Origin of the sequence: Halomonas sp. SCS19, assembly GCF_040147015.1 — a bacterium.
Lineage (GTDB): Bacteria > Pseudomonadota > Gammaproteobacteria > Pseudomonadales > Halomonadaceae > Halomonas > Halomonas litopenaei.
The window spans coordinates 1,044,715-1,069,534 of the sequence record NZ_JAMSHN010000001.1; the positions used below are offsets into that span (position 1 = coordinate 1,044,715).

A 24,820-nucleotide genomic window follows, 5' to 3' on the forward strand; every position below is an offset into this window, starting at 1 on the left:
CAATAGCGGCCTGTCTTGCGTCCCTGTCCGCACGCCGCCATCCACACCATTGCCAGGAAGCCTCATGCGATCACTGCCATCCCTGCCCTCTGTTCTGACCGTCTTGAGCCTGGGGCTGTTCAGCCTGCCGACGCTGGCCGACCAGACCGAGACCTTCCGCTTCACCGCCATCCCCGACGAGGACGAATCGCGTCTGGTGGAGCGCTTCTCGCGGGTGGCCGACTATCTGTCCGAGACGCTCGAGGTCGAGGTCGAGTACGTGCCGGTGAAGTCCTACGGTGCGGCGGTCACCGCCTTCCGCAACGACCAGGTTCAGCTGGCCTGGTTTGGCGGTCTGTCCGGTGTCCAGGCCCGTCGCCTGGTGCCCGGTTCCCAGGCGCTGGCCCAGGGCGTCGAGGATGCGGCCTTCGAGAGCTATTTCATCGCCCACTCCAGCACCGGACTCGAGGCCGCCGACCAGCTGCCCGAAGAGATCGAGGGCAAGACCTTCACCTTTGGCGCCAAGACCTCCACTTCCGGTCGCCTGATGCCGGAGCACTACCTGCGCGAGCGCTTCGACGCCGCGCCGGAAGAGCTGTTCTCACGGGTCGGCTTCTCCGGTGATCACTCACGCACCATCGCCCTGGTCGAGGCCGGCACCTACGAGCTGGGCGCGGTCAATTTCAAGGTGTGGGACGCGGCGCTGGAAAATGGCGATGTCGACACCGACAAGGTCAGCGTGATCTGGTCTACCCCGAGCTACCCGGACTACCAGTGGACCCTGCGCGGCGACGCCGATGAAGCCTTCGGCGAAGGCTTTACCGACAGGGTTCGCCAGGCACTGCTCGAGATGGAAGATCCCGAACTGCTGGAGAGCTTCCCGCGTTCCGGGTTCATTCCCGCCGACAACAGCATGTACGCCCCCATCGAGACGGTCGCCGAGAGCCTCGGCCTGCTGCGCTGATGGACGATGGCCAACGTCAGGTCACCGGCGGCCGGGACAACGGCCACGGTGACTTCCCGACACTGATCCTCGACGGGGTCGACCTGGGCTACGCCGACCATACGGTGCTGCATGACGTCCACCTTCGCCTTGCGCCCGGCGAGCGCGTCGCCCTGCTCGGGGAAAGCGGCGTCGGCAAGTCCACCCTGCTGGCGGAGCTGCGCCGCCGTCTTGGCCGCCACGCCGCCTGGTGTCCCCAGTACCACGGCCTGGTGCCTCAGCTATCGGTCTACCATAACGTCTACATGGGCAGGCTGGAGCGCCACTCGGCGCTGGTCAACCTGTGGAACCTGGTCAGGCCGCTGCGCCAGGCCTGGGAAGATGTCGCAAGTCTGTGCGCTGAACTAGGGCTCGAAGGCGCCATCAGGCGCCCGGTAGGTCGGCTGTCGGGTGGCCAGCGCCAGCGGGTCGCCATTGCCCGTGCGCTCTATCAGCGCCGCCAGGTATTTCTCGGTGACGAGCCGGTCGCCAGCGTCGACCCCCACCAGGCCATGGCGCTGCTCGATCGAATCGATACCCAGCACGCTACCACGGTGATGGCGCTGCACCAGCGCGAGCTGGCGCTGAGCCACTTCGATCGCGTCTGGGGGCTGGCCGACGGTCGCGTGGTGCTCGACGCGCCCAGCCAAGATCTAAGCCTTGATGATCTCGACGCGCTCTACCCAAGTGCGTCACGCACGGTCTCCTCTCCCGCTGCTCCCAGCCCTGCTCGCGACGACAACAGCGATTCGCCGGCCGAGGCCAGCGCTCGCCACGCCTTGCACCAGGCCGGCGAGGAGCAGGCACGACCGTGAGCGCCGCGCAAGCGACACGCCCAGGCCTGTTGGCCGGCGACGGTATCGGTGCCCGCCTGGCACGCCACAGCCTGTGGCTGGTGGTGCTGGCTGCCCTGGCGATTCCGCTGGCCGACCTCGAAGTATTGAGCCGCGATCCCTGGGGCGAACTCGGACGCATGGCAATGGGCCTGGCGCTGCCTGACTTCGGCGCCATCGAGACGCCCCTGCAGGCCATCGGCCTGACCATCGCGGTGGCCTTCTGGGGCACCCTGGCCGGCGTGGTGCTGGGCCTGCCCCTGGCGCTGGTCTACGCCCGCTCACGCCTGGTGCGCGCGGCCAGTGCCGCGGTGCGGGCGGTACATGAGCTGTTCTGGGCGCTGCTGTTCCTGCAGGTGTTCGGGTTGTCCGCGCTGACCGCCCTGGCGGCCCTGGCGATTCCCTACGCCGGCATCTTCGCCAAGGTCTACGCCGAGATCCTCGAGCAGACGCCCCAGGCGCCCCAGGCGGCGCTGCCCGAGGGTACCGGGCGCCTTGCCCGGCTGGCCTATACCGAGCTGCCCCAGGCCTTCGCCCAACTGGCCGCCTACACCCGCTACCGCTTCGAGTGCGCGCTCAGAAGCAGCGTGCTGTTGGGTTTTGTCGGTCTGCCGACACTGGGCTACCAGCTCGAGAGCGCCTTTCGCGAGGGTCGCTACTTCGAGGCCGGCGCCCTGCTGTGGGCCTTTTACCTGCTGATCGCCACCCTGCCCTGGTGGGCCCATCGGCGCCTGCTGCTGCCACTGGGACTGGCCAGCGTGTGGTTGCTGGGCCCCTGGCCCGAGATCGACCCAGGCCTGTTATGGCGTTTTGTCAGCGTAGACATCTGGCCCCGCGCTTTGCTTGAGGGCGACATCGGCGGTGTGCTCCGCTGGCTGGCCGAACTGCCCGACCTCGTCGGCGCGGTGGCCAATACCCTGCTGCTGGGGCTGCTCGGCACCGTCGGCGCCCTGCTGCTCGCCCTGGTGCTGTGGCCCCTGGCCTCGCGCCACTTCGGCAATCGCGTCAGCCAGGGCATCGGCCAGGGTCTGCTGATCTTTCTGCGCTCGACCCCGGAGCTGATGCTGGCCTTCGTCTTCCTGTTGCTGCTGGGGCCATCGCTGCTGCCGGCCTGGCTGGCCCTGGCGCTGCATAACGGCGCCCTGATCGCCTTCCTGGTATGTCGCCACGCCCAGGCCATCGAGCCCGGCATGCCGGGACTCCCGGCCTCGGGGCGGCTGGCCTACGAGCTGTTGCCGCGGCTGTACCCGGGCATGCTGGCGCTGGTCTACTACCGCGCCGAGGTGATCCTGCGCGAAAGCGCCCTGCTCGGCATGCTTGGGGTCGCCACCCTCGGTGACAATATCGATGACGCCTTCCAGACCTTGATGTTCGATGTGGCCTTCGCCCTGCTGGTGATCACCGCCCTGCTCAATATCGCCGTCGACGCCCTGGCCCGCCGTCTGAGGCCCTGTGAGCCGCCTATGGAAGACCCCTGCCTGCGCTGAAGGGAAGACCCCTGCCTGCGCAGAAGACAAGACGCCTTGAAGGGCGGCACATGCGCTTTATCCGGCGCACCCTGACGCCAGGACCAATGCCTCAAAACCGACACAAACGACAACGCCGGCCACGGGGCCGGCGTTGTCGTTCGAGCGGACGGCTACATCACTGCGGCTCTGTTACAGGCCCTTGACGGCGGCGGTGACGGTGATCTCAACCTTCAGTTCCTTGGCCGGCATCGGCGCGCACACGCAGGTACGGGCGGGGGCGTGGCCTTCCGGCACCCAGGCGTCCCATACCGCGTTCATGGCGGCAAAGTCCTCGCCGTTCTGCAGGTAGATGGTGGCGCTCAGCAGATGCTCGCGGTCGCTGCCCACTTCGGCCAGCAGCTCATCGACACGCTCCAGCATGCTGGTGGTCTGGGCGGTGATATCCCCCTGACGGGCGTCCGGTCCGGCGACCTGACCACACAGGTAGGCAACACCGTGGTGGATGACGGCGCGGCTCATGCGGGTCTTGGTGTCGTGACGCTGAATGCTCATCGCTCTCTCCAAAAAAGTCGGTATTTCTAAAAAATCTCGAAAAGACAGCCGATTCGACCACCTCTTCACCAGTGTCTTCTCTGCAACGTTAGACAGCCGCCCAATATAGCCAACTTCTCCCTGCGCCAGATAGTCTGTTGTCGCGCTTTTGCCTCTTTTGCGATGTCAGGTATCCCTCACCCCGGCGACATAGTCACGACAGTCCTGCTGTCGCCCAACCGTTTATATGAGGGTTTGCAAATGAAACGTTCCGTCATGATGGCCGCCGTGCTGTCCACCGCCCTGGCGCAAGCCGGCGCCATCGCCACCGTCCAGGCCGCCGATGGCGACATGGAAAAGTGTTACGGCGTCGCCCTGGCCGGAGAGAACGACTGCAAGGCAGGGCCAGGCACCACCTGCGCCGGCACCTCTACCGTCGACTACCAGGGCAACGCCTGGACCCTGGTCCCGGAAGGCACCTGTACCGATATCGAAACGCCCCACGGCAATGGCAGCCTGAGCGAGGTCGAGCGCCCCTGAGCCAGAGCACTGGCGCCACGGGGAGGCTATGGCCTTCCCGTGACGTTTACACGCCAAGCCTCAAGCCATAGCGAATCGCCCATGCCCTCTTCCCTGTCATCCAGCCTTCCACGCGAGTCGCTCGAGACGCCCGTCTCGGCGTCCTTGCCAGCGCCACAGCCAATGGCGGCCAATGCGGTCGGTATCGGCCTCAAGTTTCAGCATATGCAGGCGCTGGTCCATCTGGCTCACTCGGTTCACTCAGCCCAGTCGGCCCAGTCGGCCCAGGCCCCGGACTTTCTCGAACTGCACGCCGAGAACTACATGAACGCCGGCGGGCCCCTTCAGGATCGACTCGATGAACTGGCACGCTGCTACCCGCTCTCGGTCCACGGCGTCGGCCTGTCGCTGGGTAGTGCCGAGGGCATCGACCCGGCCCACCTGGAGCGTCTTGCACGCCTGGTCGATCACCTGAACCCCGCGCTGGTCTCCGAGCACCTGGCCTGGAGCCGTCTCGACGGCCACAGCTACAACGACCTGCTGCCGGTGCCGCTGACCGAGGAATCGCTGCGCGTCCTCGGCGACAATATCGCACGCACCCAGGACCGTCTCGGCCGGCGCCTGCTGGTGGAGAACCCGAGCCTCTACGTCAGCCTCGACAATCGCTTCAGCGAGACCGAGTTCCTCCAGCGGCTGGTGGACACGACCGGCTGTGGGCTGCTGTTCGACGTCAACAACGCCTATATCAGCGCCGCCAATCTGGGACGCGACCTGGATGCCTATCTGGACGAAGTGCCCTGGGCCGCCGTCGGCGAATGGCACCTGGCCGGCCACAGCCTCGATGCCGCCGGCGAGCTGTACATCGACGACCATGGCAGCGCCGTCAGTGAGCCGGTGTGGCAACGCTACCGCCAGGTGCTCGCCCGGCGTCCCGGCCTGCCCACCCTGATCGAGTGGGACAATCGGGTGCCGACGCTAGAGCGCTGGATGCAGGAGGTCGGCCTGGCACGGCGGCATCAGCATACAGCCCATGGCCCCGACGCCGATGCGAGCACCACCCTGGCAGCCAGCGCCTCGGCGCAAGCCACAGGGAGAGCGCCATGAGCGGCCTGCTCGATTGGCAGCGCAGCTTCATCGATGCCATGCATCGCCCCCAGGCGACGCCACCACAGCTCGGCCACAAGGCCGGGCTCGACGTCTACCGCAACAATGTTCGCTCAAGCCTGATCGAGGCCCTGAAGGAAGCCTTTCCCCATACCCTGACCCTGCTGGGCGAGGGCTGCTTCAGTGCCGAGGCCGCAAGCTACGCGGCCACAAGCCCCCCGCAGGACCCTCGACTCAGCCGCTACGGCCGGGGCTTTGCCGACGCTCTGGCGCGCGCACCGGCGCTTGCGCCCTATCGCTTCGTCGCCGATATCGCGCGACTCGAGCACGCCCGGCTTCAGGTCAGTCACGCAGCCGAGGCAGTGCCGCTGGAGGCGTCCGATATCGGCGCCGTCCTTGACGACCAGCGGCTCGTCCAGGCCCGTCCGGCCAGCCGGACCATCCGTTGCCAACATGACGTCGAAGCCCTGTGGCAGGCGCTGGAGAGCGGAGAGGGTGGCGCCCCCCTGGGCGAGCGAGGCGCCGGCCACTGGCTGGTGATCCGCTCGGGTCGCCAGGTCAGGCTTAGGCCACTCGATGCGGCAAGCGCAGCGTTATACGGCTTGCTGGACACACCGACCTCGCTGTCCCAGGCGCTGGGCGAACTGGCCGACAGCGGCGTGGCAGAGGATACCCTCGGCCACGCCCTGGGCACCCTGGTCGGCCATGGCGCGCTCGCGGTACTGGACCCCGCCCCCACTTTGCTACGAGGCACCCCATGACACCGATGACAAACCTGCTGGACACCTACTACGGGCGACTCTGCCCCTGGCTCGAGCGTCGTTCGCTGGACCTGGTGCTGGCGTTGATGCGCCTGGTACTCGGCGCCGTGTTCTTTCTGTCGGCGCTGACCAAGGTGGAGGGGTTCGGTATCGCCGACAGCACCTTCTTCCTGTTCGAGCACGAATACGCCCTGCCGTTGATTTCACCGGTGCTGGCCGCCTACCTGGCAACACTCGCCGAGTTCTCGTTGTCGCTGCTGCTGTGGGCGGGGCTTGCCACACGACTGGCGGCCTTCGGGCTGTTGATCATGACCCTGGTGATCCAGACCTTCGTCTATCCCGAGGCCTGGGTCACCCACGGACTCTGGGCGGCGAGCCTCGCCACCCTGATCCTGCGCGGCGGCGGCTGTCTCTCGCTGGAGTGGCTGCTATGCAGGATGAAAGGCAAAGGTCGCGAACCGGTGACGCGGCAGCAGGACCGCGCCGACGACGCATAGACGCATAAAAAACGACCCGCCGCCGAACAGGATTCGGCGGCGGGTCGATGTCGATGTCGGCTCAGCCTCGTCAGCGCAGCAGCAGCACCGGCAGCGAGGTGCGCCTGAGCACACTGGTGGTGGTGCTGCCCACCAGCAGATGACGAATCCGCGAGTGGCCATAGGCTCCCATCACCACCATCTCGATGGCGTGGTCCTTCTGGTAGGCGCGCAGGGTCTCCTCGACCTCTCCGGCGCGAATCTCGCCCTGGGCCTCGTGACCGGCGCCCTTGAGGCTGTCCAGCGCCCACTCCAGCTGGGTGCGGTTATCACCGGTATCGGCGCCGACCATCACCACGTGACAGGCGATCCCCTTGAATAGCGGGCTCCTGGCCAGCAGCTCGACGCCCTTGCGGGTGGTCTTGCTGCCATCGAAGGCGATCATCACCCGAGTCGGCGGCGTGAAGCTCTCCGGCACCATCAGAATCGGCCGATGCAGACCGCGAACCACCCGCTCGAGATTCGAGCCCAGGTGCTCGCTGGCCTGCTGGGCGCTCTCGCCCCGCTTGCCGATCACCAGCAGGCGGATCTCGTCTTCCAGCTCCAGTAGTGTCTCCACCAGGGTGCCGTTGCGCTGTCGGCAATGCAGGTCATCAACACCACTGGCGCTGGCGCGATCCTTGGCCGCCTTGAGCATCAGGCGGCCGTGCTCCTGGGCGACCTTGGCCCGCCGCTCATCGAGACTGGCCAGCTCCTCGAGCAGGTGCTCCCTGGCGCCGAGTCCCAGGTTACCGGACAGATCGGCCTCGGCGGTCTGGGGGTGGTTATCCACCACGTGAAGAAACGTCAGCGGCGCATCGAGGGCCTGACTGGCCCAGGCGGCAGAGTCGCAGACCCCTTCGGAAAACTGGGACCCGTCGATGGCGGCCATCACCTGTTCTGTCATGAAATCGTCCTGCCTGGCGTTGGGGGCGAACGCGCGTCCTCAGACGTCGCGTTCCATCGATTGTGGCCTTGTCGTCGCGCCCGAGCGGGGCGCGACCCTCAGACCTGTTGTCTAGCCCGATCCGGGTGTTACCTCCAGTTCTACACCAACTGGCACACACCCGTCACATCTTCGGCGCCTGCCTCAGTGACCACCCATCAGCTTTTCCACCGCCGCCGGGTTATCGTGGATGGCGTAGCGATCGACGATGGTGGCGCTGGCCTCGTTGAGCCCGATCAGCTCGACGTCGGTGCCCTCACGGCGGAACTTGATCACCACCATGTCCAGCGCCTGGACCGCGGTGATGTCCCAGAAGTGGGCACGTGACAGGTCGATGACCACCTTCTCGACGCTTTCCTTGAAGTCGAAGGCGGCGGAGAAACGCTGAGACGAGGCGAAGAACACCTGGCCGACCACGCGGTAGCGCCGTCCCTTGCCAAGCTCCTCTTGCTGTTCCAGCTCGTCACTGGCGATGTACAGGAAGTTGCCGACCTTGTTGGCGAAGTTGAGCGCGGCGATCAGCACACCGACGAACACACCGATCGCCAGGTTGTGGGTCCACACCACTACCGCCACGGTGGCGATCATCACCACATTGGTGGACATCGGGTGCTTCTTGAGGTCGCGCAGCGAACTCCAGCTGAAGGTACCGATGGACACCATGATCATCACCGCCACCAGCGCCGCCATGGGGATGCGCGAGACCCAGTCCGACAGGAACACCACCATCAGCAGCAGGAAGACCCCCGCCAGCAGGGTAGACAGGCGTCCACGCCCGCCGGACTTGATGTTGATCACCGACTGACCAATCATCGCGCAGCCCGCCATGCCGCCAAGCAGACCGGTACCGATGTTGGCCAGACCCTGGCCCTTGCACTCGCGGTTCTTGTCGCTGGAGGTATCGGTCAGATCGTCGACGATAGTGGCGGTCATCATCGATTCGAGCAGACCGACCACGGTCAGCATGACCGCATAGGGGAAGATGATGCCGAGGGTCTCGAGATTCAGCGGCACGTCAGGCCACAGGAACATCGGCAGGGTATCGGGCAGCTCGCCCATGTCACCGACGGTGCGGATGTCCATGCCGGTCGCCAGGTAGACGCCGGTCAGCACCAGGATGCACACCAGCGGGGACGGCAGCAGCTTGCCGATCCTGGGCACGTAGGGGAACAGATAGATGATGCCGAGACCCGCCGCGGTCATCGCGTAGACGTGCCAGGTGACGTTGGTCAGCTCGGGCAGCTGGGCCATGAAGATCAGGATCGCCAGGGCGTTGACGAAGCCGGTCACCACCGAGCGCGAGACGAAACGCATCAGGTCGGCCAGGCGCAGATAGCCGGCGATGATCTGCAGTACCCCGGTCAGCAGGGTCGCGGCCAGCAGATATTGAAGTCCGTGCTCCTTGACCAGGGTCACCATCAACAGTGCCATGGCGCCGGTGGCGGCAGAGATCATCCCCGGCCGGCCCCCGGCGAAGGCAATGATCACCGCCATGGAGAAGGAGGCGTAGAGGCCAATCTTGGGATCGACACCTGCGATGATGGAGAAGGCGATGGCCTCCGGAATCAACGCCAGGGCCACGACGATGCCGGACAGCACGTCGCCCCTAATATTGGAAAACCAGTCTTGCTTGATCGATCGCATCATGAGGCGGTCCAGGGGGAGTGGTTGTGAGATATCGCGACAAGCGGCCCAGGGCCGACCGTTTCTCCACGACAGCAGCGCACCGGGAGGCGTTAGCCTGGCGCTGTCATGATGTAGTGGAGACACGGGAAGGGGCGCAGTTTACCAGAACCACCCGAGCAAGGCGACGCTGCTACCCAGCCTGACTCCGACCAGTCTCGATCCGGCCAAGCCCGCCCGGTGGCATCTTCTTAAAAAAATGTGTAAGGATCGTTGCCCCCTGCCGACTCAGCTGACTACGTCCAAGGAACGCGACATGGAGCGATGCGCCTCGACGCCACCGTCATCGCGAACGGAGAGCCCATCGCCGGGCCCGCCGCTGATAGCGCTCGAGCATAGTCTCGCGCGCCATGGGAGGCCTCTGTCCGGGCATCGACTGGAGCCACTGGCCGATACCGGCCTGGCCCACTGGCATGTGCGCCTGGCCGGCGGCAGTGACAAGGGCGGCTGGCTGGCGCGGTTGCCCAAGCAGAGCCAGATGGGGCTGGACGCGGCGTCCAACCTGGCCTATCAGGTCGCCTGCTTTGACCGCGCCCAGGCCAGTGGCCATACACCCAGACTCGATGACTGGCTGCCCTGCGACGACCTGCTGCCCAGAGGCGCGCTGGTGGTGGAGGCCATCGATGGCCGTCCCGCCAGCCTGCCCTCGGACCTGCCGGCCCTGACCTCGGCCCTGGCCAGCCTGCACCGGTTGCCGCTGCCCGATCAACGCGCCCCCCTGGCCTCACCGGTGGATCCCTGGCGAGAGATGCTCGACGAGATCGCCACCCAGGCCCGCTTTCTCCCCGGGGCCGGGCTGTCTCGCACCAGCACTGCCCTGATCGAACAGGCGCTGGCACAGCTCCCTGAGCGACTTCGCATCGCCGACGACGAGATTCGCCTAATCAGCTTCGATGCTCACCCCGGCAACTTTCTGATCACGCCTCACGGACGCGCGGTACTGGTGGATCTGGAAAAGTGCCGCTATTCGCTACCCGGCTTCGACCTGGCCCACCTGAGCCTTTACACCTCCACCACCTGGGACCTCAACAGCCGCGCGGTGCTGTTCGTCGAGGATCTGGTGGCGCTGTATCGGCGCTGGCAGGAACTGATGGCCGAAGACAGTCATCACAGCGACTGGTCGACGCTGATCACCTGTCGTCGCGCCATGTGGCTATGGTCGCTGACCTGGTGTGCCAAATGGCGTGCCCAGCAGCGCCGCCAGGTCGACAGGCAGCACAGTGGTGAAGACTGGTCGGCACAGCTAAGCGACCATGCCTTGATCGCCCATGTGGCCGACCGCGTCGATCACTACCTCTCGGCCCCCATCATCAGGCGTGTCGCCGACGAACTCGAGGAACTCGCCCGTGCCGGCTGACGCTCCCGGCTCTGTCCGGCCCTGCCCGGTTCTATCCAACCCTGTCCGGCTCTATCCGACCCTGCCTATCCATCGTCACAAGGACGCGACCATGACCACGCCTTTTTCCTGTAGACGCCCGTTGTCCGACCTCCGCTTGACCTGGCCTCCCGGTGGCGCCTTCGTCCTCACCGCCCTGGCTGCCCTGGGGCTAGGCTCGCCCGCCTGGGCCCAGGATACGTCCACGCCGCTGAACCAGCCGTGGCAGGAGATCGAGCAGCAGGCCAGGGGGCAGACGGTCTACTTCAACGCCTGGGGCGGTGACCCCAACGTCAATGGCTATCTCGACTGGGTCGCCGACGAGCTCGAACAGCGCCACGACATCGATCTGGTCCACGTCAAGCTCGACGACACCGCCGCTGCGGTCTCCCGGGTACTGGCCGAGAAGTCCGCCGGCAACGTCGACGAGGGCGCCATCGACCTGATCTGGATCAACGGCGAGAACTTCGCCGCGATGAAGGCCAATGATCTGCTGCTCGGGCCCTTTGCCCAGCGGCTGCCGAACTTCGCGCTGACCTCGCCGGACGCCAATCCCGAGATGACCACCGACTTCACCGTCCCCACCGAGGGTTTCGAGTCACCCTGGGGCAAGGCCCAGCTGACGTTCTACTACGACAGCGAGCGTGTCGAGGCGCCGCCGACCAGCATGGCCGCCCTGCTCGACTGGACCGAGCAGCATCCCGGGCGCTTCACCTACCCACTGGTCCCGGACTTCCACGGTTCCACCTTTCTCAAGCAGGCGCTTATCGCACTGATCGACGACCCGGCGGTGCTTGCCCGCCCCATCGGCGAAGCCGACGCCGAAGCGACCATGGCACCGCTGTGGGACTATCTCGATGCCCTGCATCCCCATCTGTGGCGCCAGGGGCGGGACTTCCCCGCATCCGGGCCTGCGCTCAGAAGCCTGATGGGCGACGGCGAACTGTCGCTGGCCTTTACCTTCAACCCCGCCGAGCCTGCCGCTGCGGTCAACAACTACCAACTGCCTCCCTCGATTCGCAGCTATGTGCTCGACGGCGGGACCATCGGCAACGTTCACTTTGTCACCATCCCGTTCAACGCCAGCCACCAGGCCGGCGCCATGGTCACCGCCAACTTCCTGCTCTCGCCCGAGGCCCAGGCGCGCAAGCAACGCCTGGACGTGTGGGGCGACCCCAGCGTGCTCGATCTCGCGCGCCTGAATGAGGCCGAGCGTCAGGCACTGACGCCCATGGATGACCAGCCAGCGCGACTGGCGCCACAGGCCCTGCAACAGACCCTGCCCGAGCCGCACCCGAGCTGGATGGAAGCGGTAGAGGCGGCCTGGCTCGAGCGCTATGGCAGCCGCTGATACCTCGACCTTCTCCCGCCTGGTGGGGCTGGCGCCGGCGCTGACGGTGCTGCTGCTGGTGGCCCCGGTGGTGGCCGGCCTGGCAGGCGCTGCAGCGCCGGCCTTCGGCTGGCTGCCGGTGCTCGGTGGAGAGCAGCTGAGCCTGGCGCCCTGGGTGAGCCTGGCGAACACCCCCGGGCTTTTCGAGATGCTGGTGCTCAGCTTCACCACTGGCCTGATCAGCACCGCCCTGGCCCTGACCATCGTGGTGCTGTTTCTCGGTGCCTTCGCCGACAGCGCCGCCTTTGTCTGGCTCAAGCGCCTGCTGTCGCCGCTGCTGGCGGTGCCCCACGCCGCCGCCGCCATCGGACTGGCCTTTCTGCTGGCGCCCTCGGGCCTGGCCATGCGCCTGGTCTCCCCGGCCTTGAGCGGTCACGCCACGCCTCCTGACTACCTGTTTCCCGGTGATCCCTTTGGCCTTGCGCTGGTCGCCGGACTGGTGGTCAAGGAAGTCCCCTTTCTGCTGCTGATGAGTCTATCGGCGCTGCCTCAGTGCCAGGCCGACGATCGTCGGCACCTGGCACTGTCGCTGGGTTATTCGCCGGTGACCGCCTTTCTCAAGGCGGTACTGCCGAGCCTGTACCCGCTGATTCGGCTACCGGTCTATGCGGTCATCGCCTTTGCCTCGTCCAATGTCGATGTGGCCATGATCCTGGGCCCGTCCACCCCACCGACCCTGGCGGTCAGCGTGGTCCGCTGGCTTGGCGATCCTGACCTGTCGATGCGCTTCATGGCCTCCGCCGCAGCGCTGAGCCAGCTCGGCATCACGCTGCTGGCACTAGCCTGCTGGTGGTGCCTGGAACAGGCCGTACGCTGGTGCGCCACGCCACGCCTGACCGACGGCCGACGCAACAGCGGTCAACGCCTCGGTAGCCTGCTGGGCGGCGGTCTGACCTGGCTCAGCGTCACCCTGCTCGGTGCCAGTCTGCTGGGGCTGACGCTGTGGTCGCTGGCGGCCTTCTGGCCCTTTCCCTCGGCCTGGCCCACGCCCCTGACCCTGGCCAATTGGGGTCGTGCGCTGCCAGGCCTGCTGCCGGCCGCCCTCGATACCCTGTGGCTGGCGCTGGCCGCCACCGCTCTCGCGACCATCCTGGTGATCGGCTGTCTTGAGAGCGAAGCGCTCAATCACCGCAGCATGGGAGCGAGCGCCACCCTGGTGCTCTACCTGCCGCTGCTGGTGCCACCGGTCGCCTTTCTCTACGGTCTGGTGCAGCTTCAGGCGCAGCTGTCGGTGGCACCGGGCTTCATGGTGGTGGTACTGGGACACTGCCTGTTCGTGCTGCCCTACGTCTTTCTGTCACTGGCCGAGAGCTACCGGCGGCTTGACCCCCGCTGGGCCCAGGTCGCCGCAGGGCTCGGCCATGGCCCGGCCGCCGCCTTTGTACGCGTTCGCCTGCCGCTGCTGCTGGCCCCCATCGCCACCGCCGCCGCCGTGGGGGTCGCCGTCAGCGTCGGCCAGTATCTGCCGACGTTGCTGCTGGGGGCCGGACGCCTGACCACCCTGACCACCGAGGCGGTATCGCTTGCCTCCGGGGGGGATCGTCGCCTGACAGCGGTCTATGCCCTGGCCCAGCTACTCTTGCCGGCACTCGGTTTCGCCCTCGCCATCGGCTTGCCGCGCGTACTGCATCGCCACCGACGCGCCCTGCTGACCTGAACCGCCTCAACGCCATCCGAGCCCACCATGTCACAGACACCAGACACACGATGCCACCTCCCCCCCACGTCTCCAGCGAACCCGACGGGCGCACTGGTCTTCGATCGGGTCGTGATCTCGCTGGACGGTGCCCCCCTGGTATCACTGAATGCTCAGGTCGCCCCCGGCGAGGTGGTCAGCGTCATGGGGCCTTCCGGTGTCGGCAAGTCCACCCTGCTGGCCTACGCCGCGGGCTTTCTCGCCCCCGCCTTTGACGCACAGGGCGAGGTGCGCCTCGGCGACAGGCGAGTCACCGACCTGCCTGCCTCGGCCCGCCGACTCGGTCTGCTGTTCCAGGATGCGCTGCTGTTTCCCCACCTCAGCGTCGCCGGCAACCTGGCCTTCGGCATGCCGTCGTCTGCCAGCCGACGCGAGCGTCGCGAGGCCATCGAAGAGGCCCTGGCGGATATCGGTCTTGCCGGATTCGGTGAGCGCGATCCGGCAACGCTATCCGGCGGCCAGCGCGCTCGCGTCGCGCTGATGCGCACCCTGCTGTCGCGTCCCCAGGCGATGCTGCTGGATGAGCCCTTCTCCAAGCTCGACGCCGCGCTCCGCCAGGAGATGCGTGACCTGGTCTTCCAGCGCATCCGCGACCATCGTCTTCCGGCGCTGCTGGTCACCCACGACAGGGCAGACGCCGAGGCAGCTGCGGGCCCGATCGTCGAACTGGCGGCCGCCACCGAAGCCCCCGCCGGGGCCGCCTGGCAGGGTGCCCGCCGTGCCTCTCGCTGAACCAGGCTCCCCGATCGTCGCCCCACGTCTGTGTGTGGTCATTCCCGTCCTCGATGAGGCAGCGACCATCGTCGCGGGTCTTGAGCGGCTATCCGAGTGGCGCCAGCAGGGCGTCGAGGTGATCGTCGTCGATGGTGGCAGCGAAGACGATACCCAGGCGCTTGCCCGTCCCCTGGCCGATCGGGTCATCGACGGCCCCCGCGGCAGGGCGCGCCAGATGAACCAGGGCGCCGCAGCGGCGAGTGCGCCGTCCTTGCTGTTTCTGCACGCCGACACTCGACTGCCCGCGGCGGCCATGCCGGCGATACTGAAGGCGCTGGAGAAACGCCATTGGGGGCGCTTCGACGTGCGCATCCTGGGCCGGTCGCGCTGGCTATCATTGATCGCCGCCTGCATGAACCTGCGCTCACGCCTGACCGGCATCGCCACCGGCGATCAGGCGATGTTCATGCGTCGCAGCGCCTTCGACGCCGTCGGTGGCTTCCCCAACCAGCCGTTGATGGAAGACATCGAAATGTCCAAGCGCCTCAAGCGGCTGTCGCCGCCCGCCTGCCTTGGCTTCAAGGTGCTCACCGACGGTCGCCGCTGGGAGCAGGGTGGCGTTCTGACGACGATATTGCTGATGTGGCGACTGCGCTTTCGCTATTGGTGTGGGGCCGATCCCGTTCGCCTGGCCGAGGAGTATCGCCATGTGCGCTGACCACGATAGCGACGGGCTGGCAAGCAGCCTTGGCCAGGTTGGCCTGAAGCTGGCCATCCTGGCCAAGGCGCCGATTCCCGGCCTGGCCAAGACGCGGATGATCCCCGCCCTCGGCGCCGAAGGCGCCGCTCGTCTCCAGCACAGACTAATCGAGTACACCCTGAAGACGGCGCTGGAGACGACGTCCGCGCGCAACATCACGCTGTGGACGGCGCTTGAGCATGACCATCCGTGCTTTGTCGATATCCGCCAGCGGTTCGGCGTGACGCTGAGACCACAGCCTGAAGGCGACCTGGGGGTGCGCATGCACGCGGCGCTGTGCTCGGCAGGTGGCCCGAGCCTTCTAATCGGCACAGATTGCCCGATATTGGATAAGACATTACTAAAAACTTGTCATAAACGGCTTAAAGACGCAGATAGCGTCTTTCTTCCGGCCGAGGACGGCGGCTATGCTCTAGTTGGAGTTCGTCGCCCCGATCCCCGTCTCTTCCGAGGAATCGACTGGGGCACGTCCAGCGTCATGTCCCAGACGCGCACACGTCTTGCGGAGCTTTTGTGGACGCTGGAGTGTCCAACGACCGTATGGGACCTGGATACGCCCCAGGACCTGGCTCGCCTCGCCGACATGGAAGCCCTCGCCCTGGAGATTCTGCCGTGACCCAAGAAACGCTCACCGACCGCCACAAGAAACTCGCCGCCGTGCGCCCCCGCCTGGTGTCCTTCGCCCGCATGCACCTGCGCGATCATGCCGCCGCCGAGGACGCCGTGCAGGAAGCCATGATCGCCGCCATCGAGAAGAACGACAGCTTTTCGGGGCGCTCCGGCTACGAAACCTGGGTATTCGGCATCCTCAAGTACAAGCTGCTCGACCAGATGCGCCAGCAGAAGCGTCATGGTCGCTGGGAGCCCTTCGATGAAGAGCACAGCGACGACGCCATCGACCGCATGTTTCAACAGGATGGGCACTGGGCCGCCGACGCCAAGCCCCAGGCATGGAGCACCCCGGAGCAAGCGTTCGAGAACGAAAATTTCTGGAAAGTATTCGACGCTTGTATGCTGAGTCTTCCAGAAAACGTGGCTCGCGTTTTCTCCCTGCGCGAATTGATGGGCCTTTCCACCGACGATATTTGTAAGGAAGTGGGCATCAAGGAAAACAACGCTTGGGTGATCCTGCATCGGGCTCGCCTCAAGCTTCGCGCTTGCATTGAAAAGGGATGGAAGGAGGACGCGGCATGATGATGTGCAAGGCCGCTACGCGGCTGATGTCAAAGCAGTTGGATGCCCCCCTGACGGCCAGGGAGCGTATTTCGCTGCGGTTTCACTTGATGTTGTGCTCGGCTTGTCGTAACTGCGAAAAGCAGTTCGGCATGCTGCACCGGGTCGGCAATGCCTATAACGGCACAATTGATAAACCCCAGGACGGTACGTCCCCTGGCGCGACTACCGACAACGTCGCCAGTGATCAGGACCTGCTGAAGGTAAAGCAAGCGATGGCCGAGGCGGAGACCCGTCGCCAGAACTGAAGGACTCGGCTGACGGACTTGGCGCAAGGACCTCGACTGCCAGACCTCGACTGCCCTACCTCGAGGGAAGCATCTCGCTGGTCGACCCACCATTCTGCCTCCCCCTGGCGGGCCACCAAGGCAGCCCGCCGACGGGGCGCCAGTTACCCCCCACCTGAGTCAGCCTCAAGCGATTGCGTGCCAGATCCCCGGTAAAGAGGTCCCGAGCCGGACCCGGTGAGCAAGGCTCGGGAGATGCCTGGGCAAGACCAGGCCATCATTGCTGGCCCGCTGCCTCCCGCGCCAGCCCGGTCAGGGCCTCGGCGATCTTGTCCACGGGCAGCTCGCAGTCCTGTAGGCCGTGGCGCTCCACCAGGTAGTGAGGGTCGTTCCACTCGATCACCAGGTGATCATCCTGCTGGCGAACCAGCATCTTCTGGGGAAGGTCCAGCGCGACACTGCCCTCGCACTGCATCAGTCGAGTGCCCACCTCGGGCTTGCCGAAGATGTAGGTGCGTGTCGCTGGCAATTCCAGCTCCACCCCGGCGGCGTTGGCCTGGTGGTCCACGCTTGCCATCAGTCCCATTCCCCGTTTTTCCAGCCCCTCCTTGAAGCGAGATTCCACCGCCTCCAGGCTATCGGTCGACGTCAGGCTGGCAATACCGCTGTCGCTCACCTCGACCTCGCCCTGCGCCCAGGCCATGGTCGCCATCGATCCCGCCAGCACGCTGCCCAGGCACAGGGTGAACATCTTGCGATAGCACTGCTTCATGATGGAGCTTCCTTTCCAGGTCAATGTGCCTACAGCATGGTCGCCGGTCCCCGACCACCACAAGGGGAAATCTCTCACAATCCGGGTTGACGCTGTGTAAGGTTCAACGCCGGGGCGACGACCCAGTACCCATAGCCGACGCGACTGGGCATAGTGCGCGCAATGCAGCTACACGATGTGCGCACAGGCGATGGCCGCCCACACGATTTGGACCTGATGGTTCATATCGTTCATATCGTTCATATCGTTCACGTCGTTTCAGCCGCTTCCCCGATTGCCGACGACAGGAGCCTGCATGGCCCGGATTCTTCCCCTTCGCCACCTCGCTGCCCCACCGCCGCGTACCCTGACCTGCGCCCTTGTCTCGGCTGCGGTCCTGATGGCCTCCTGCGCCCAGGCCCAGACCTTCAGCCCGCGCGCCATGCTCGACTGGCCAACCAAATCCTTCGCCGGCGAAACGGCCTACCGACTGGTCGAGCGCGATGGCGTCAGCGTGCTCGAAGCGCGCTCCCGGGGGCAGGCTTCGGCCCGCTATCTGGAGCGCGACATCGACCTCGGCGAAACGCCCTACCTACGCTGGTGCTGGCAGGTATCCGGGGTCTATTCCGGGGTCGACGAACGCACAGAGAGTGGCGACGACTATCCCGCCCGGGTCTACGTGGCCAGACGCACCGGCCTTCTGCCCTGGCAGGTGGAGTCGGTCAACTACGTGTGGTCATCGAATCAGCCGGCAGGCACCAGCTGGCCCAACGCCTTTACCGATCGCGCCGTCCTGCTGGCGCTGCAAAGCGGAGGTGCCAAGGCTGGGCAGTGGGTCGGCGAGGTGCGCGACGTGGCCGCCGACTACCGTCGACTGTTCGGCGCGAGCCCCGACGGCGTCGATGGCCTGGCGCTGATGAGCGATGGCGACAACGCCGGAGGCGACGCCACCGCCTGGTTCAGCAAGATGGAGTTCAGCGCCTCGTCGTCGCCGCCTGTCTGTCCCTGACGTCAGCGCTGGAACACCACCGTGCGCGAGCCGTTGAGAAACACCCGACGCTGCAGGTGCAGGGTGACCGCCCGGGCCAGGGTGATGCACTCGATATCACGCCCCCGGGCCACCAGGTCCTCGGCGGTATCGGCGTGGGTGACCGGCTCCACCCCCTGGGTGATGATCGGGCCTTCGTCCAGGTCATCGTTGATGTAGTGGGCGGTCGCCCCGACCAGCTTGACGCCCTTCTCGAAGGCCTGGTGGTAGGGCTTGGCGCCCTTGAAGCCAGGCAGCAGCGAGTGATGGATATTGATCGCTCGACCGGCCAGGCGTTCGCTCATCTCGCTCGACAGCACCTGCATGTAGCGCGCCAGGATCACCAGCTCTGCGCCACTGTCCTCGACGATCCGCCACACCTGGGCCTCCTGCTCGGCCTTGGTCTCGGCGCTGATCGGCAGATGGTGATAGGGCAGCCCGTGCCACTCGGCCAGCGGCGCCAGATCGGGGTGGTTGGACACCACCGCCTTGATGGCCACCGGAAGCTGGCCGGTACGATAGCGATAGAGCAGGTCATTGAGGCAGTGATCCGCCTTGGAGACCATGATCACCACCGGCGTGAGGCGCTCTGGCGAGGTCAGCTCGAATGCCATGGAGAACGGTGCCGCGCGCTCGGCAAAGGCCGCCTCGAAGGCGCCTGCATCGAACTCGCCCCCCTCGGGAGGGCGAAACTCGGTGCGGATGAAGAAACGACAGGAGCTGCTGTCGTCAAAGGACTGCTGCTCGGTGATGTAGCAGCCCTGCTCGCGCAGAAAGCGGGTGACCACGTCCACGGTGCCAAGACGACTGGGGCACTGGGCGGTCAGGATCCAGTGGGTCGTGCGCACGGCGCTCACGCTGATCGTCATGTCGTCTCCCCGGCGGTGACGTCACGCTCGACGCCGATGGCGAACTCCTCACCGGCATCGAGCAACCAACGATAAACGTAGTCGGCGAAACTGCGCCGCACCACCAGCTCCCAGCGTCGCTCGTCGGGGCGACGCAGGATGACGCTGGTCTTGGCCAGCACCGTGGTCACCCCCTTGCCCACCGCAAAGTGGCGCGGGTGGACGTCGTAGACCACCGACTTCATCAACAGCTCGCGCAGGGCCTGGTCATCACCGGTCAGCTCGATCACCGTCTGACCGGCGCTGACGTCAGAGAAGGCCACGCTGGCGTCACCCAGGGCGCTGCGCAGCGCCGTCTCCACGCGGAAGGCGTCACTCTGGGGCAGCACGGCAAGCCACTCGTCGGGACTTAGCCACTGCAGCGAAGCCCTCTCTCCCTGACTGAGTTCCAGCGGACGCGCCGGCAACGACAGCCCCAGCACCGCGCGCACCGCCTCGTCGAGCACGATGGCGCCACCGCGAAGGATCAGATGGTCATGCAGGCGTTCGCGCATCACCACCCGCGAGTGGGCACTGGGCGTCGGGCAGCCGACATGCTGAAACGACCAGGCCAGCGGTGACTCCAGGGGGATGCCTTCGTCCGGGAAGGCATCAAAGGTACGGGCACGTTCTATAGCTTCAGACATTCTGGCGCTCTCCCTTGGGGTCGAGAAAAAAGGGGGTGGAGACGATGTCGGCCTCGTGGACCTTGCCGCTCAAGAGGCGGGAAGCTGGTACATGCCTAGACATTCTGGCGCTCCCCCTTGGGGTCGAGGAAGATGGTGGAAACGATCTCGGCCTCGTGGACCTTGCCGTCGACACAGGGTAGGTAGACGGTCTCGCCCATCCGCTGGTGGCCACCCTTGACCACCGCAAGGGCGAAGCCGGTTTCGAGCGTCGGGCTGTAGTAGCTCGAGGTCACGTGGCCGACCATCGGCATGGGAATCGGATGGTCAGGGTCGAGCACGATCTGGGCGCCCTCCTCCAGCACCACCGACGGATCCCTGGGTTTCAGCCCCACCAGCTGCTTGCGGTCCTGGCGCGCGGTGTCGCTGCGGGTCAGCGCCCGCTGGCCGACCCAGGAGAATGGCTTGTCGTAGCCCACCGCCCACTGCATGCCCAGATCCTCCGGGGTCACCGAACCGTCGGTGTCCTGACCTGCGATGATGAAGCCCTTCTCGGCGCGCAGCACGTGCATGGTCTCGGTCCCGTAGGGTGTCAGGTCGTACTTCTCGCCGTGGGCGAACAGCGCCTTCCACACGTGCATGGCAGCGTGGGCCTGGACGTTGATCTCGTAGGCCAGCTCGCCGGTGAAGGAGATCCGGAACACCCGTGCCGGCACCCCGGCCACCTTGCCCTCACGCCAGTCCATGAAGCGAAACGCCTCGCGATCCAGATCGATGCCCTCGGTAAGCTCGCTCATCAGCTCCCGCGCCATGGGGCCGGTGACGGTCATGGTGGCCCAGTGGTCGGTGACCGAGGTAAAGCTCACGTCGAGCTCCGGCCACTCGGTCTGGTGCCACAGCTCCAGCCACTCGAGCACTCCCGCGGCGCCACCGGTGGTGGTGGTCATCAGGAAGTGATCCTCGGCCAGACAACTGGTGGTGCCGTCATCCATGACCATGCCGTCGTCCTTGCACATCAAGCCGTAGCGCACCTTACCCACGCCCAGCTTGGCCCACTTGTTGGTGTAGATGCGGCCGAGAAACTCGCGGGCGTCCGGCCCCTGGATATCGATCTTGCCCAGGGTCGAAGCGTCGAGGATGCCGACGCCTTCGCGCACCGCGCGGCACTCGCGCATCACCGCCTCGTGCAGGGTCTCGCGCTTGCCGTTGACGGTCCTGGGGAAGTACCAGGGCCGCTTCCACTGGCCCACGTCCTCGAACTCGGCGCCCTGCCCGACGTGCCACTGGTGCAGCGCGCTGTAGCGCTCGGGATCGAACAACGCACCGCAGTGGCGACCGACGATGGCTCCGAAGGTGACCGGGGTATAGTTGGGCCGGAACACGGTGGTGCCGACCTCGGGAATCGAGCGCCCCAGGCAGCGCGCGGCGATGGCCATGCCGTTGATATTGCCAAGCTTCCCCTGATCGGTACCGAAGCCCATGGCGGTGTAGCGCTTGACGTGCTCGATGGACTCGAAGCCTTCCCGGGTGGCAAGCTCGATCCCGGCGGCGGTGACGTCGTTCTGCAGGTCGACGAACTGCTTGGGCGCCCGCAGGGTCGGCTTTTCGTGGGGCACCTGGAACAGCGCCACCGCCGCACCGTCTCGCCGCGACGCTACCGCCGGCAGTATAAGCTCGGCACTCTCGAAGCCGGCCTGGCTCGCCGCCTCGAGGCCGGCGTCGCGACCTTCCGCCAGCACCTCGGCCAGGCCAAAGGTGCCGCCGGCTGCACCGGCCGCCAACATGCCCCTGGGCAGGTTGGGCACGAAGGCGATCAGGTCGTCGCGCCAGCTCGGCCGCGTTCCGGTATGGGAGGCCAGGTGAATCACCGGACTGAATCCACCGGAACTGGCCAGCGTGTCGCAGTCGAGCGTCTCGCTGGCGCCGGTAACGCGAAAGGCGTCGATATCGATGGCGGCGACCCGCGCTGAGGTGACCCGCTGCTCGCCCCTGGCCTCGACCACGGCGGCACCCGGCAGAATGCGGATACCGCGCGCCCGGGCGACCTCGACCAGTTCACCGTCGGGGGCGGGGCGGGCGTCGGCCACCGCCACCACCTCGCGGCCGGCGTCCAGCCAGTCGAGCGCGGCACGGTAACCGTCGTCGTTGCTGGTGGAGACCACCAGCCGCTTGCCCGGCACTACCCCATAACGGCGGATGTAGGTGGACACCGCCGAGCACAGCAGATTGCCCGGCACGTCATTGCCGGCGTAGACCAGCGGACGCTCATGGGCCCCAGTGGCCAGCACGACGCGTGCGGCGCGCACCCGATGCAGGCGCGAGCGCGACTGACGGCGTCCCTCCACTCGAGGCGCGCAGTGGGCCAGGTGCTCGCTGCGCCGCTCGTGCAGGGTGACGAAGTTGTGGTCGTGGTAGCCGTTGGCGGTGGTGCGCGGCAGCAGCGTCACCTCGGGGTTGGCGGCAAGCTCCTCCAGCACCTCCTCGACCCACTGCGACGCCGGACGATCGTCCAGCAATTCCTGCCCGTCCAGCAGCGATCCGCCAAAGCGCTCCTGCTCGTCACACAGGATCACCCGGGCGCCGCTGCGCGAGGCGGCCAGGGCGGCAGCCAGTCCCGCAGGCCCTGCCCCGATCACCAGCACCTCGCAGTGGCGATTGATGTGGTCGTAGATATCCGGGTCGCGCTCCAGCGGGCTGCGCCCCAGCCCCGCGCTCTTGCGGATATAGCGCTCGTAGGTCATCCACAGCGAGGCCGGCGCCATGAAGGTCTTGTAGTAGAAACCGGGGGGCATCAGCTTGCCGCCAAGCTTGCCGATGGTCCCCATCAGGTCGCGCTGGACGTTGGGCCAGCCGTTGGTGGAACGTGCCGTCAGCCCCTCGAACAGGGCCTGCTGGGTGGCGCGCACATTGGGCACCTGCTCGGCTTCGGCCTGGCCGAGCTGGACCACCGCATTGGGCTCCTCGGCACCGGCGGCGACGATGCCGCGGGGACGCGAGTACTTGAAGCTGCGATTGACCACGTCCACCCCGTTGGCCAGCAGCGCCGAGGCCAGGGTGTCCCCGTGAAAGCCGGTGTACTCCTTGCCATTGAAGGTAAAGCGCAGGGGCGTGCTGCGGTCGATCAGTCCCCCTGTGTCGAGGCGATTGGGCTGGCTCATGCGCGAACCTCCTGGGCGGCGGTGGCGATATCACTGTCGTCAAGGGACTCAGGCGCGGACGCCACCACCCCGTCGGGGTTGTCCCGGGTAAAGCGCGGTCGCTCGCCGATGCGATAGGTCTCGAGGATTTCGTAGCTCTGGGTGTGGCGCGTCACGTTGAAAAACTTGCGACAGCCCACCGCGTGGACCCACAGCTCGTGGTGGATGCCGCGGGGGTTATCGCGGAAGAACAGGTAGTCGCCCCACTGCTCGTCGGAACAGCCGGCCGGATCCTCGGGGCGTGCGATGTGCGCCTGCCCCCTGGGATGAAACTCCTCTTCCTCGCGCCACTCGTCACAGTAGGGACAATGGATATGGAACATGGAAACCTCCTGAAATCAGTGGGCGACACCGGCGGCGCCGTGTTCGTCGATCAGCGCGCCGCTGTGGAAGCGGTCGATCGAGAAGGGGGCAGCCAGCGGGTGCATCTCGCCCTTGGCCAGGCTCGCCGCGAACACATGCCCGGAACCGGGGGTCGCCTTGAAGCCACCGGTGCCCCAGCCGCAGTTGAAGTAGAGCCCCTCGATCCGGGTCTTCGACAGGATCGGACAGGCGTCCGGGCAGGTATCGACGATGCCGCCCCACTGCCGGTTCATGCGCACCCGCGAGAAGATCGGGAACATCTCGACGATGGCCTGCAGGGTGTGCTCGACGGTGGCGTAGCTGCCACGCTGGCCGTAGCCGTTGTAGCCGTCGATGCCCGCGCCGATGACCAGGTCGCCCTTGTCGGACTGGCTGATATAGCCGTGCACGTGGTTGGACATCACCACGGTATCGAGCACCGGCTTGAGCGGCTCTGACACCAGCGCCTGCAGCGGGTGGCTCTCCAGCGGCAGGCGCAGCCCGGCCAGCGAGGCCATCACCCCGGAGTTGCCGGCGGTCACGCAGCCCACGGTGCGAGCCTCGATATCGCCGCGATTGGTGTGCACCCCAAGGATGCGGCCGTCACGGATCTTGAACCCGGTCACCTCGGTCTGCTGCAGGATGTCGACGCCGAGGGCATCGGCACCTCGGGCGTAGCCCCAGGCCACGGCGTCGTGGCGGGCGACCCCGGCGCGGGGCTGCCAGGAGGCCCCCATCACCGGGTAGCGCGCGTTCTTCGAGCAGTCGAGGATCGGCACGATCTCCTGCACGCCCCTGGCGTCGAGCACCTCACCGTCGATGCCGTTGAGCCGGTTGGCGTTGACCCTGCGCTGGATGTCGCGCATGTCCTGCAGGGTATGGCCAAGATTGAGCACGCCACGCTGGGAGAACATCACGTTGTAGTTGAGATCCCGGGACAGCCCTTCCCACAGCTTCATCGAGTGCTCATAGAGCGCGGCAGCCTCATCCCACAGATAGTTGGAACGCACGATGGTGGTGTTGCGGGCGGTGTTGCCGCCGCCCAGCCAGCCCTTCTCGATCACCGCGACATTGCGCACGCCAAATTCCTTGGCCAGGTAGTAGGCGGTGGCCAGGCCGTGGCCGCCACCACCGACGATGATCACGTCGTAGGCGGCCTTGGGGGTCGGGTTGCGCCACTGGCGCTGCCAGTTCTCGTGGTGACTCAGGGCGTGGCGGGCCAGCGCGAATCCGGAGTAGCGTTGCATAGGGTGTCCCTCAAAACTCTGGGCTA

25 protein-coding genes are annotated in these 24,820 nt (G+C 66.3%); 16 read left to right on the plus strand and 9 right to left on the minus strand.

Annotated elements, in window-relative coordinates:
- The first annotated feature begins 64 nt into the window (after positions 1-64).
- From NFH97_RS04295 to NFH97_RS04305, 3 genes are read left to right on the plus strand one after another with little or no spacing between them, the layout of a single operon-like run.
- Positions 65-943: a putative selenate ABC transporter substrate-binding protein gene (locus tag NFH97_RS04295; protein ID WP_349624481.1), complete on the plus strand. Its 879-nt coding sequence runs from the start codon at positions 65-67 to the stop codon at positions 941-943.
- Entirely contained in the window at positions 943-1,776 is an 834-nt protein-coding gene (locus NFH97_RS04300; RefSeq protein ID WP_349622263.1) for an ATP-binding cassette domain-containing protein, read from the plus strand. Before NFH97_RS04295 ends, NFH97_RS04300 begins: the two co-directional genes overlap by 1 nt.
- Entirely contained in the window at positions 1,773-3,281 is a 1,509-nt protein-coding gene (locus NFH97_RS04305) for an ABC transporter permease subunit (protein ID WP_349624482.1), read from the plus strand. Before NFH97_RS04300 ends, NFH97_RS04305 begins: the two co-directional genes overlap by 4 nt.
- A 171-nt stretch (positions 3,282-3,452) precedes the next feature.
- Here the strand turns inward: NFH97_RS04305 and NFH97_RS04310 are convergent, their stop codons facing one another.
- The gene (locus NFH97_RS04310) at positions 3,453-3,815 is read right to left on the minus strand and encodes a RidA family protein (RefSeq protein ID WP_045991015.1); all 363 of its coding nucleotides are present in this window, start codon (positions 3,813-3,815) and stop codon (positions 3,453-3,455) included.
- Between the two features lie 240 nt (positions 3,816-4,055).
- Here NFH97_RS04310 and NFH97_RS04315 point away from each other — a divergent pair, with 240 nt between their 5' ends.
- The 4 genes from NFH97_RS04315 to NFH97_RS04330 all read left to right on the plus strand — a co-directional run bounded on the left by NFH97_RS04315 (position 4,056) and on the right by NFH97_RS04330 (position 6,675).
- Positions 4,056-4,334, plus strand: coding sequence for a BufA1 family periplasmic bufferin-type metallophore (locus NFH97_RS04315; protein WP_045991014.1), 279 nt, complete (start codon positions 4,056-4,058; stop codon positions 4,332-4,334).
- Positions 4,335-4,415: 81 nt separating this feature from the next.
- The gene (gene bufB, locus NFH97_RS04320) at positions 4,416-5,417 is read left to right on the plus strand and encodes an MNIO family bufferin maturase (protein ID WP_349624483.1); all 1,002 of its coding nucleotides are present in this window, start codon (positions 4,416-4,418) and stop codon (positions 5,415-5,417) included.
- Complete coding sequence (locus tag NFH97_RS04325; protein ID WP_349624484.1) at positions 5,414-6,178, plus strand: HvfC/BufC family peptide modification chaperone; 765 nt, start codon at positions 5,414-5,416, stop codon at positions 6,176-6,178. Before bufB ends, NFH97_RS04325 begins: the two co-directional genes overlap by 4 nt.
- Positions 6,175-6,675 carry a DoxX family protein gene (locus tag NFH97_RS04330; RefSeq protein ID WP_124802700.1) on the plus strand — a complete coding sequence of 167 codons (501 nt, stop codon included), beginning with the start codon at positions 6,175-6,177 and terminating at the stop codon, positions 6,673-6,675. The genes NFH97_RS04325 and NFH97_RS04330 overlap by 4 nt, the downstream gene beginning before the upstream one ends.
- A gap of 70 nt (positions 6,676-6,745) precedes the next feature.
- Here the strand turns inward: NFH97_RS04330 and NFH97_RS04335 are convergent, their stop codons facing one another.
- Both NFH97_RS04335 and NFH97_RS04340 read right to left on the minus strand, forming a co-directional pair.
- Positions 6,746-7,600: a universal stress protein gene (locus NFH97_RS04335; protein WP_108448124.1), complete on the minus strand. Its 855-nt coding sequence runs from the start codon at positions 7,598-7,600 to the stop codon at positions 6,746-6,748.
- A gap of 183 nt (positions 7,601-7,783) precedes the next feature.
- Positions 7,784-9,286 carry a SulP family inorganic anion transporter gene (locus tag NFH97_RS04340; RefSeq protein WP_045991010.1) on the minus strand — a complete coding sequence of 501 codons (1,503 nt, stop codon included), beginning with the start codon at positions 9,284-9,286 and terminating at the stop codon, positions 7,784-7,786.
- A gap of 292 nt (positions 9,287-9,578) precedes the next feature.
- On the opposite strand from NFH97_RS04340, the gene NFH97_RS04345 reads away from it, so the two are divergent.
- The 8 genes from NFH97_RS04345 to NFH97_RS04380 all read left to right on the plus strand — a co-directional run bounded on the left by NFH97_RS04345 (position 9,579) and on the right by NFH97_RS04380 (position 16,738).
- Positions 9,579-10,679 (plus strand): aminoglycoside phosphotransferase family protein, encoded by a 1,101-nt coding sequence (locus NFH97_RS04345; RefSeq protein WP_349624485.1) that lies wholly within the window; start codon positions 9,579-9,581, stop codon positions 10,677-10,679.
- Positions 10,680-10,770: 91 nt separating this feature from the next.
- Entirely contained in the window at positions 10,771-12,048 is a 1,278-nt protein-coding gene (locus tag NFH97_RS04350; protein ID WP_349624486.1) for an ABC transporter substrate-binding protein, read from the plus strand.
- The gene (locus NFH97_RS04355) at positions 12,035-13,744 is read left to right on the plus strand and encodes an ABC transporter permease (protein ID WP_045991009.1); all 1,710 of its coding nucleotides are present in this window, start codon (positions 12,035-12,037) and stop codon (positions 13,742-13,744) included. The genes NFH97_RS04350 and NFH97_RS04355 overlap by 14 nt, the downstream gene beginning before the upstream one ends.
- Before the next feature lie 111 nt (positions 13,745-13,855).
- A complete protein-coding gene (locus NFH97_RS04360; RefSeq protein ID WP_258183891.1) occupies positions 13,856-14,515 on the plus strand; it encodes an ATP-binding cassette domain-containing protein in 660 nt (219 codons plus the stop codon).
- On the plus strand, positions 14,502-15,215 hold the full coding sequence (locus tag NFH97_RS04365; protein ID WP_349624487.1) for a TIGR04283 family arsenosugar biosynthesis glycosyltransferase: 714 nt from the start codon (positions 14,502-14,504) through the stop codon (positions 15,213-15,215). Before NFH97_RS04360 ends, NFH97_RS04365 begins: the two co-directional genes overlap by 14 nt.
- The gene (locus NFH97_RS04370) at positions 15,205-15,873 is read left to right on the plus strand and encodes a TIGR04282 family arsenosugar biosynthesis glycosyltransferase (protein ID WP_349624488.1); all 669 of its coding nucleotides are present in this window, start codon (positions 15,205-15,207) and stop codon (positions 15,871-15,873) included. Before NFH97_RS04365 ends, NFH97_RS04370 begins: the two co-directional genes overlap by 11 nt.
- A complete protein-coding gene (locus NFH97_RS04375) occupies positions 15,870-16,451 on the plus strand; it encodes a sigma-70 family RNA polymerase sigma factor (protein WP_045991008.1) in 582 nt (193 codons plus the stop codon). The genes NFH97_RS04370 and NFH97_RS04375 overlap by 4 nt, the downstream gene beginning before the upstream one ends.
- Complete coding sequence (locus tag NFH97_RS04380) at positions 16,448-16,738, plus strand: zf-HC2 domain-containing protein (protein ID WP_349624489.1); 291 nt, start codon at positions 16,448-16,450, stop codon at positions 16,736-16,738. Before NFH97_RS04375 ends, NFH97_RS04380 begins: the two co-directional genes overlap by 4 nt.
- Positions 16,739-16,994: 256 nt before the next feature.
- Here NFH97_RS04380 and NFH97_RS04385 read toward each other — a convergent pair whose 3' ends face one another.
- On the minus strand, positions 16,995-17,489 hold the full coding sequence (locus tag NFH97_RS04385; protein ID WP_052704195.1) for a DUF302 domain-containing protein: 495 nt from the start codon (positions 17,487-17,489) through the stop codon (positions 16,995-16,997).
- Positions 17,490-17,784: 295 nt separating this feature from the next.
- Here NFH97_RS04385 and NFH97_RS04390 point away from each other — a divergent pair, with 295 nt between their 5' ends.
- Positions 17,785-18,477 (plus strand): DUF3047 domain-containing protein, encoded by a 693-nt coding sequence (locus NFH97_RS04390; protein ID WP_124802708.1) that lies wholly within the window; start codon positions 17,785-17,787, stop codon positions 18,475-18,477.
- A gap of 2 nt (positions 18,478-18,479) precedes the next feature.
- Here NFH97_RS04390 and purU read toward each other — a convergent pair whose 3' ends face one another.
- The 5 genes from purU to NFH97_RS04415 form a co-directional block, all read right to left on the minus strand.
- Positions 18,480-19,364, minus strand: coding sequence for a formyltetrahydrofolate deformylase (gene purU / locus NFH97_RS04395; protein ID WP_349622253.1), 885 nt, complete (start codon positions 19,362-19,364; stop codon positions 18,480-18,482).
- The gene (locus NFH97_RS04400; protein ID WP_349624490.1) at positions 19,361-20,029 is read right to left on the minus strand and encodes a sarcosine oxidase subunit gamma; all 669 of its coding nucleotides are present in this window, start codon (positions 20,027-20,029) and stop codon (positions 19,361-19,363) included. The genes purU and NFH97_RS04400 overlap by 4 nt, the downstream gene beginning before the upstream one ends.
- Positions 20,030-20,124: 95 nt before the next feature.
- A complete protein-coding gene (locus NFH97_RS04405) occupies positions 20,125-23,166 on the minus strand; it encodes a sarcosine oxidase subunit alpha family protein (protein ID WP_349624491.1) in 3,042 nt (1,013 codons plus the stop codon).
- A complete protein-coding gene (locus NFH97_RS04410) occupies positions 23,163-23,528 on the minus strand; it encodes a sarcosine oxidase subunit delta (RefSeq protein ID WP_108131358.1) in 366 nt (121 codons plus the stop codon). Before NFH97_RS04410 ends, NFH97_RS04405 begins: the two co-directional genes overlap by 4 nt.
- A 15-nt stretch (positions 23,529-23,543) precedes the next feature.
- Positions 23,544-24,794: a sarcosine oxidase subunit beta family protein gene (locus tag NFH97_RS04415; RefSeq protein WP_108448117.1), complete on the minus strand. Its 1,251-nt coding sequence runs from the start codon at positions 24,792-24,794 to the stop codon at positions 23,544-23,546.
- Positions 24,795-24,820: the final 26 nt, after the last annotated feature.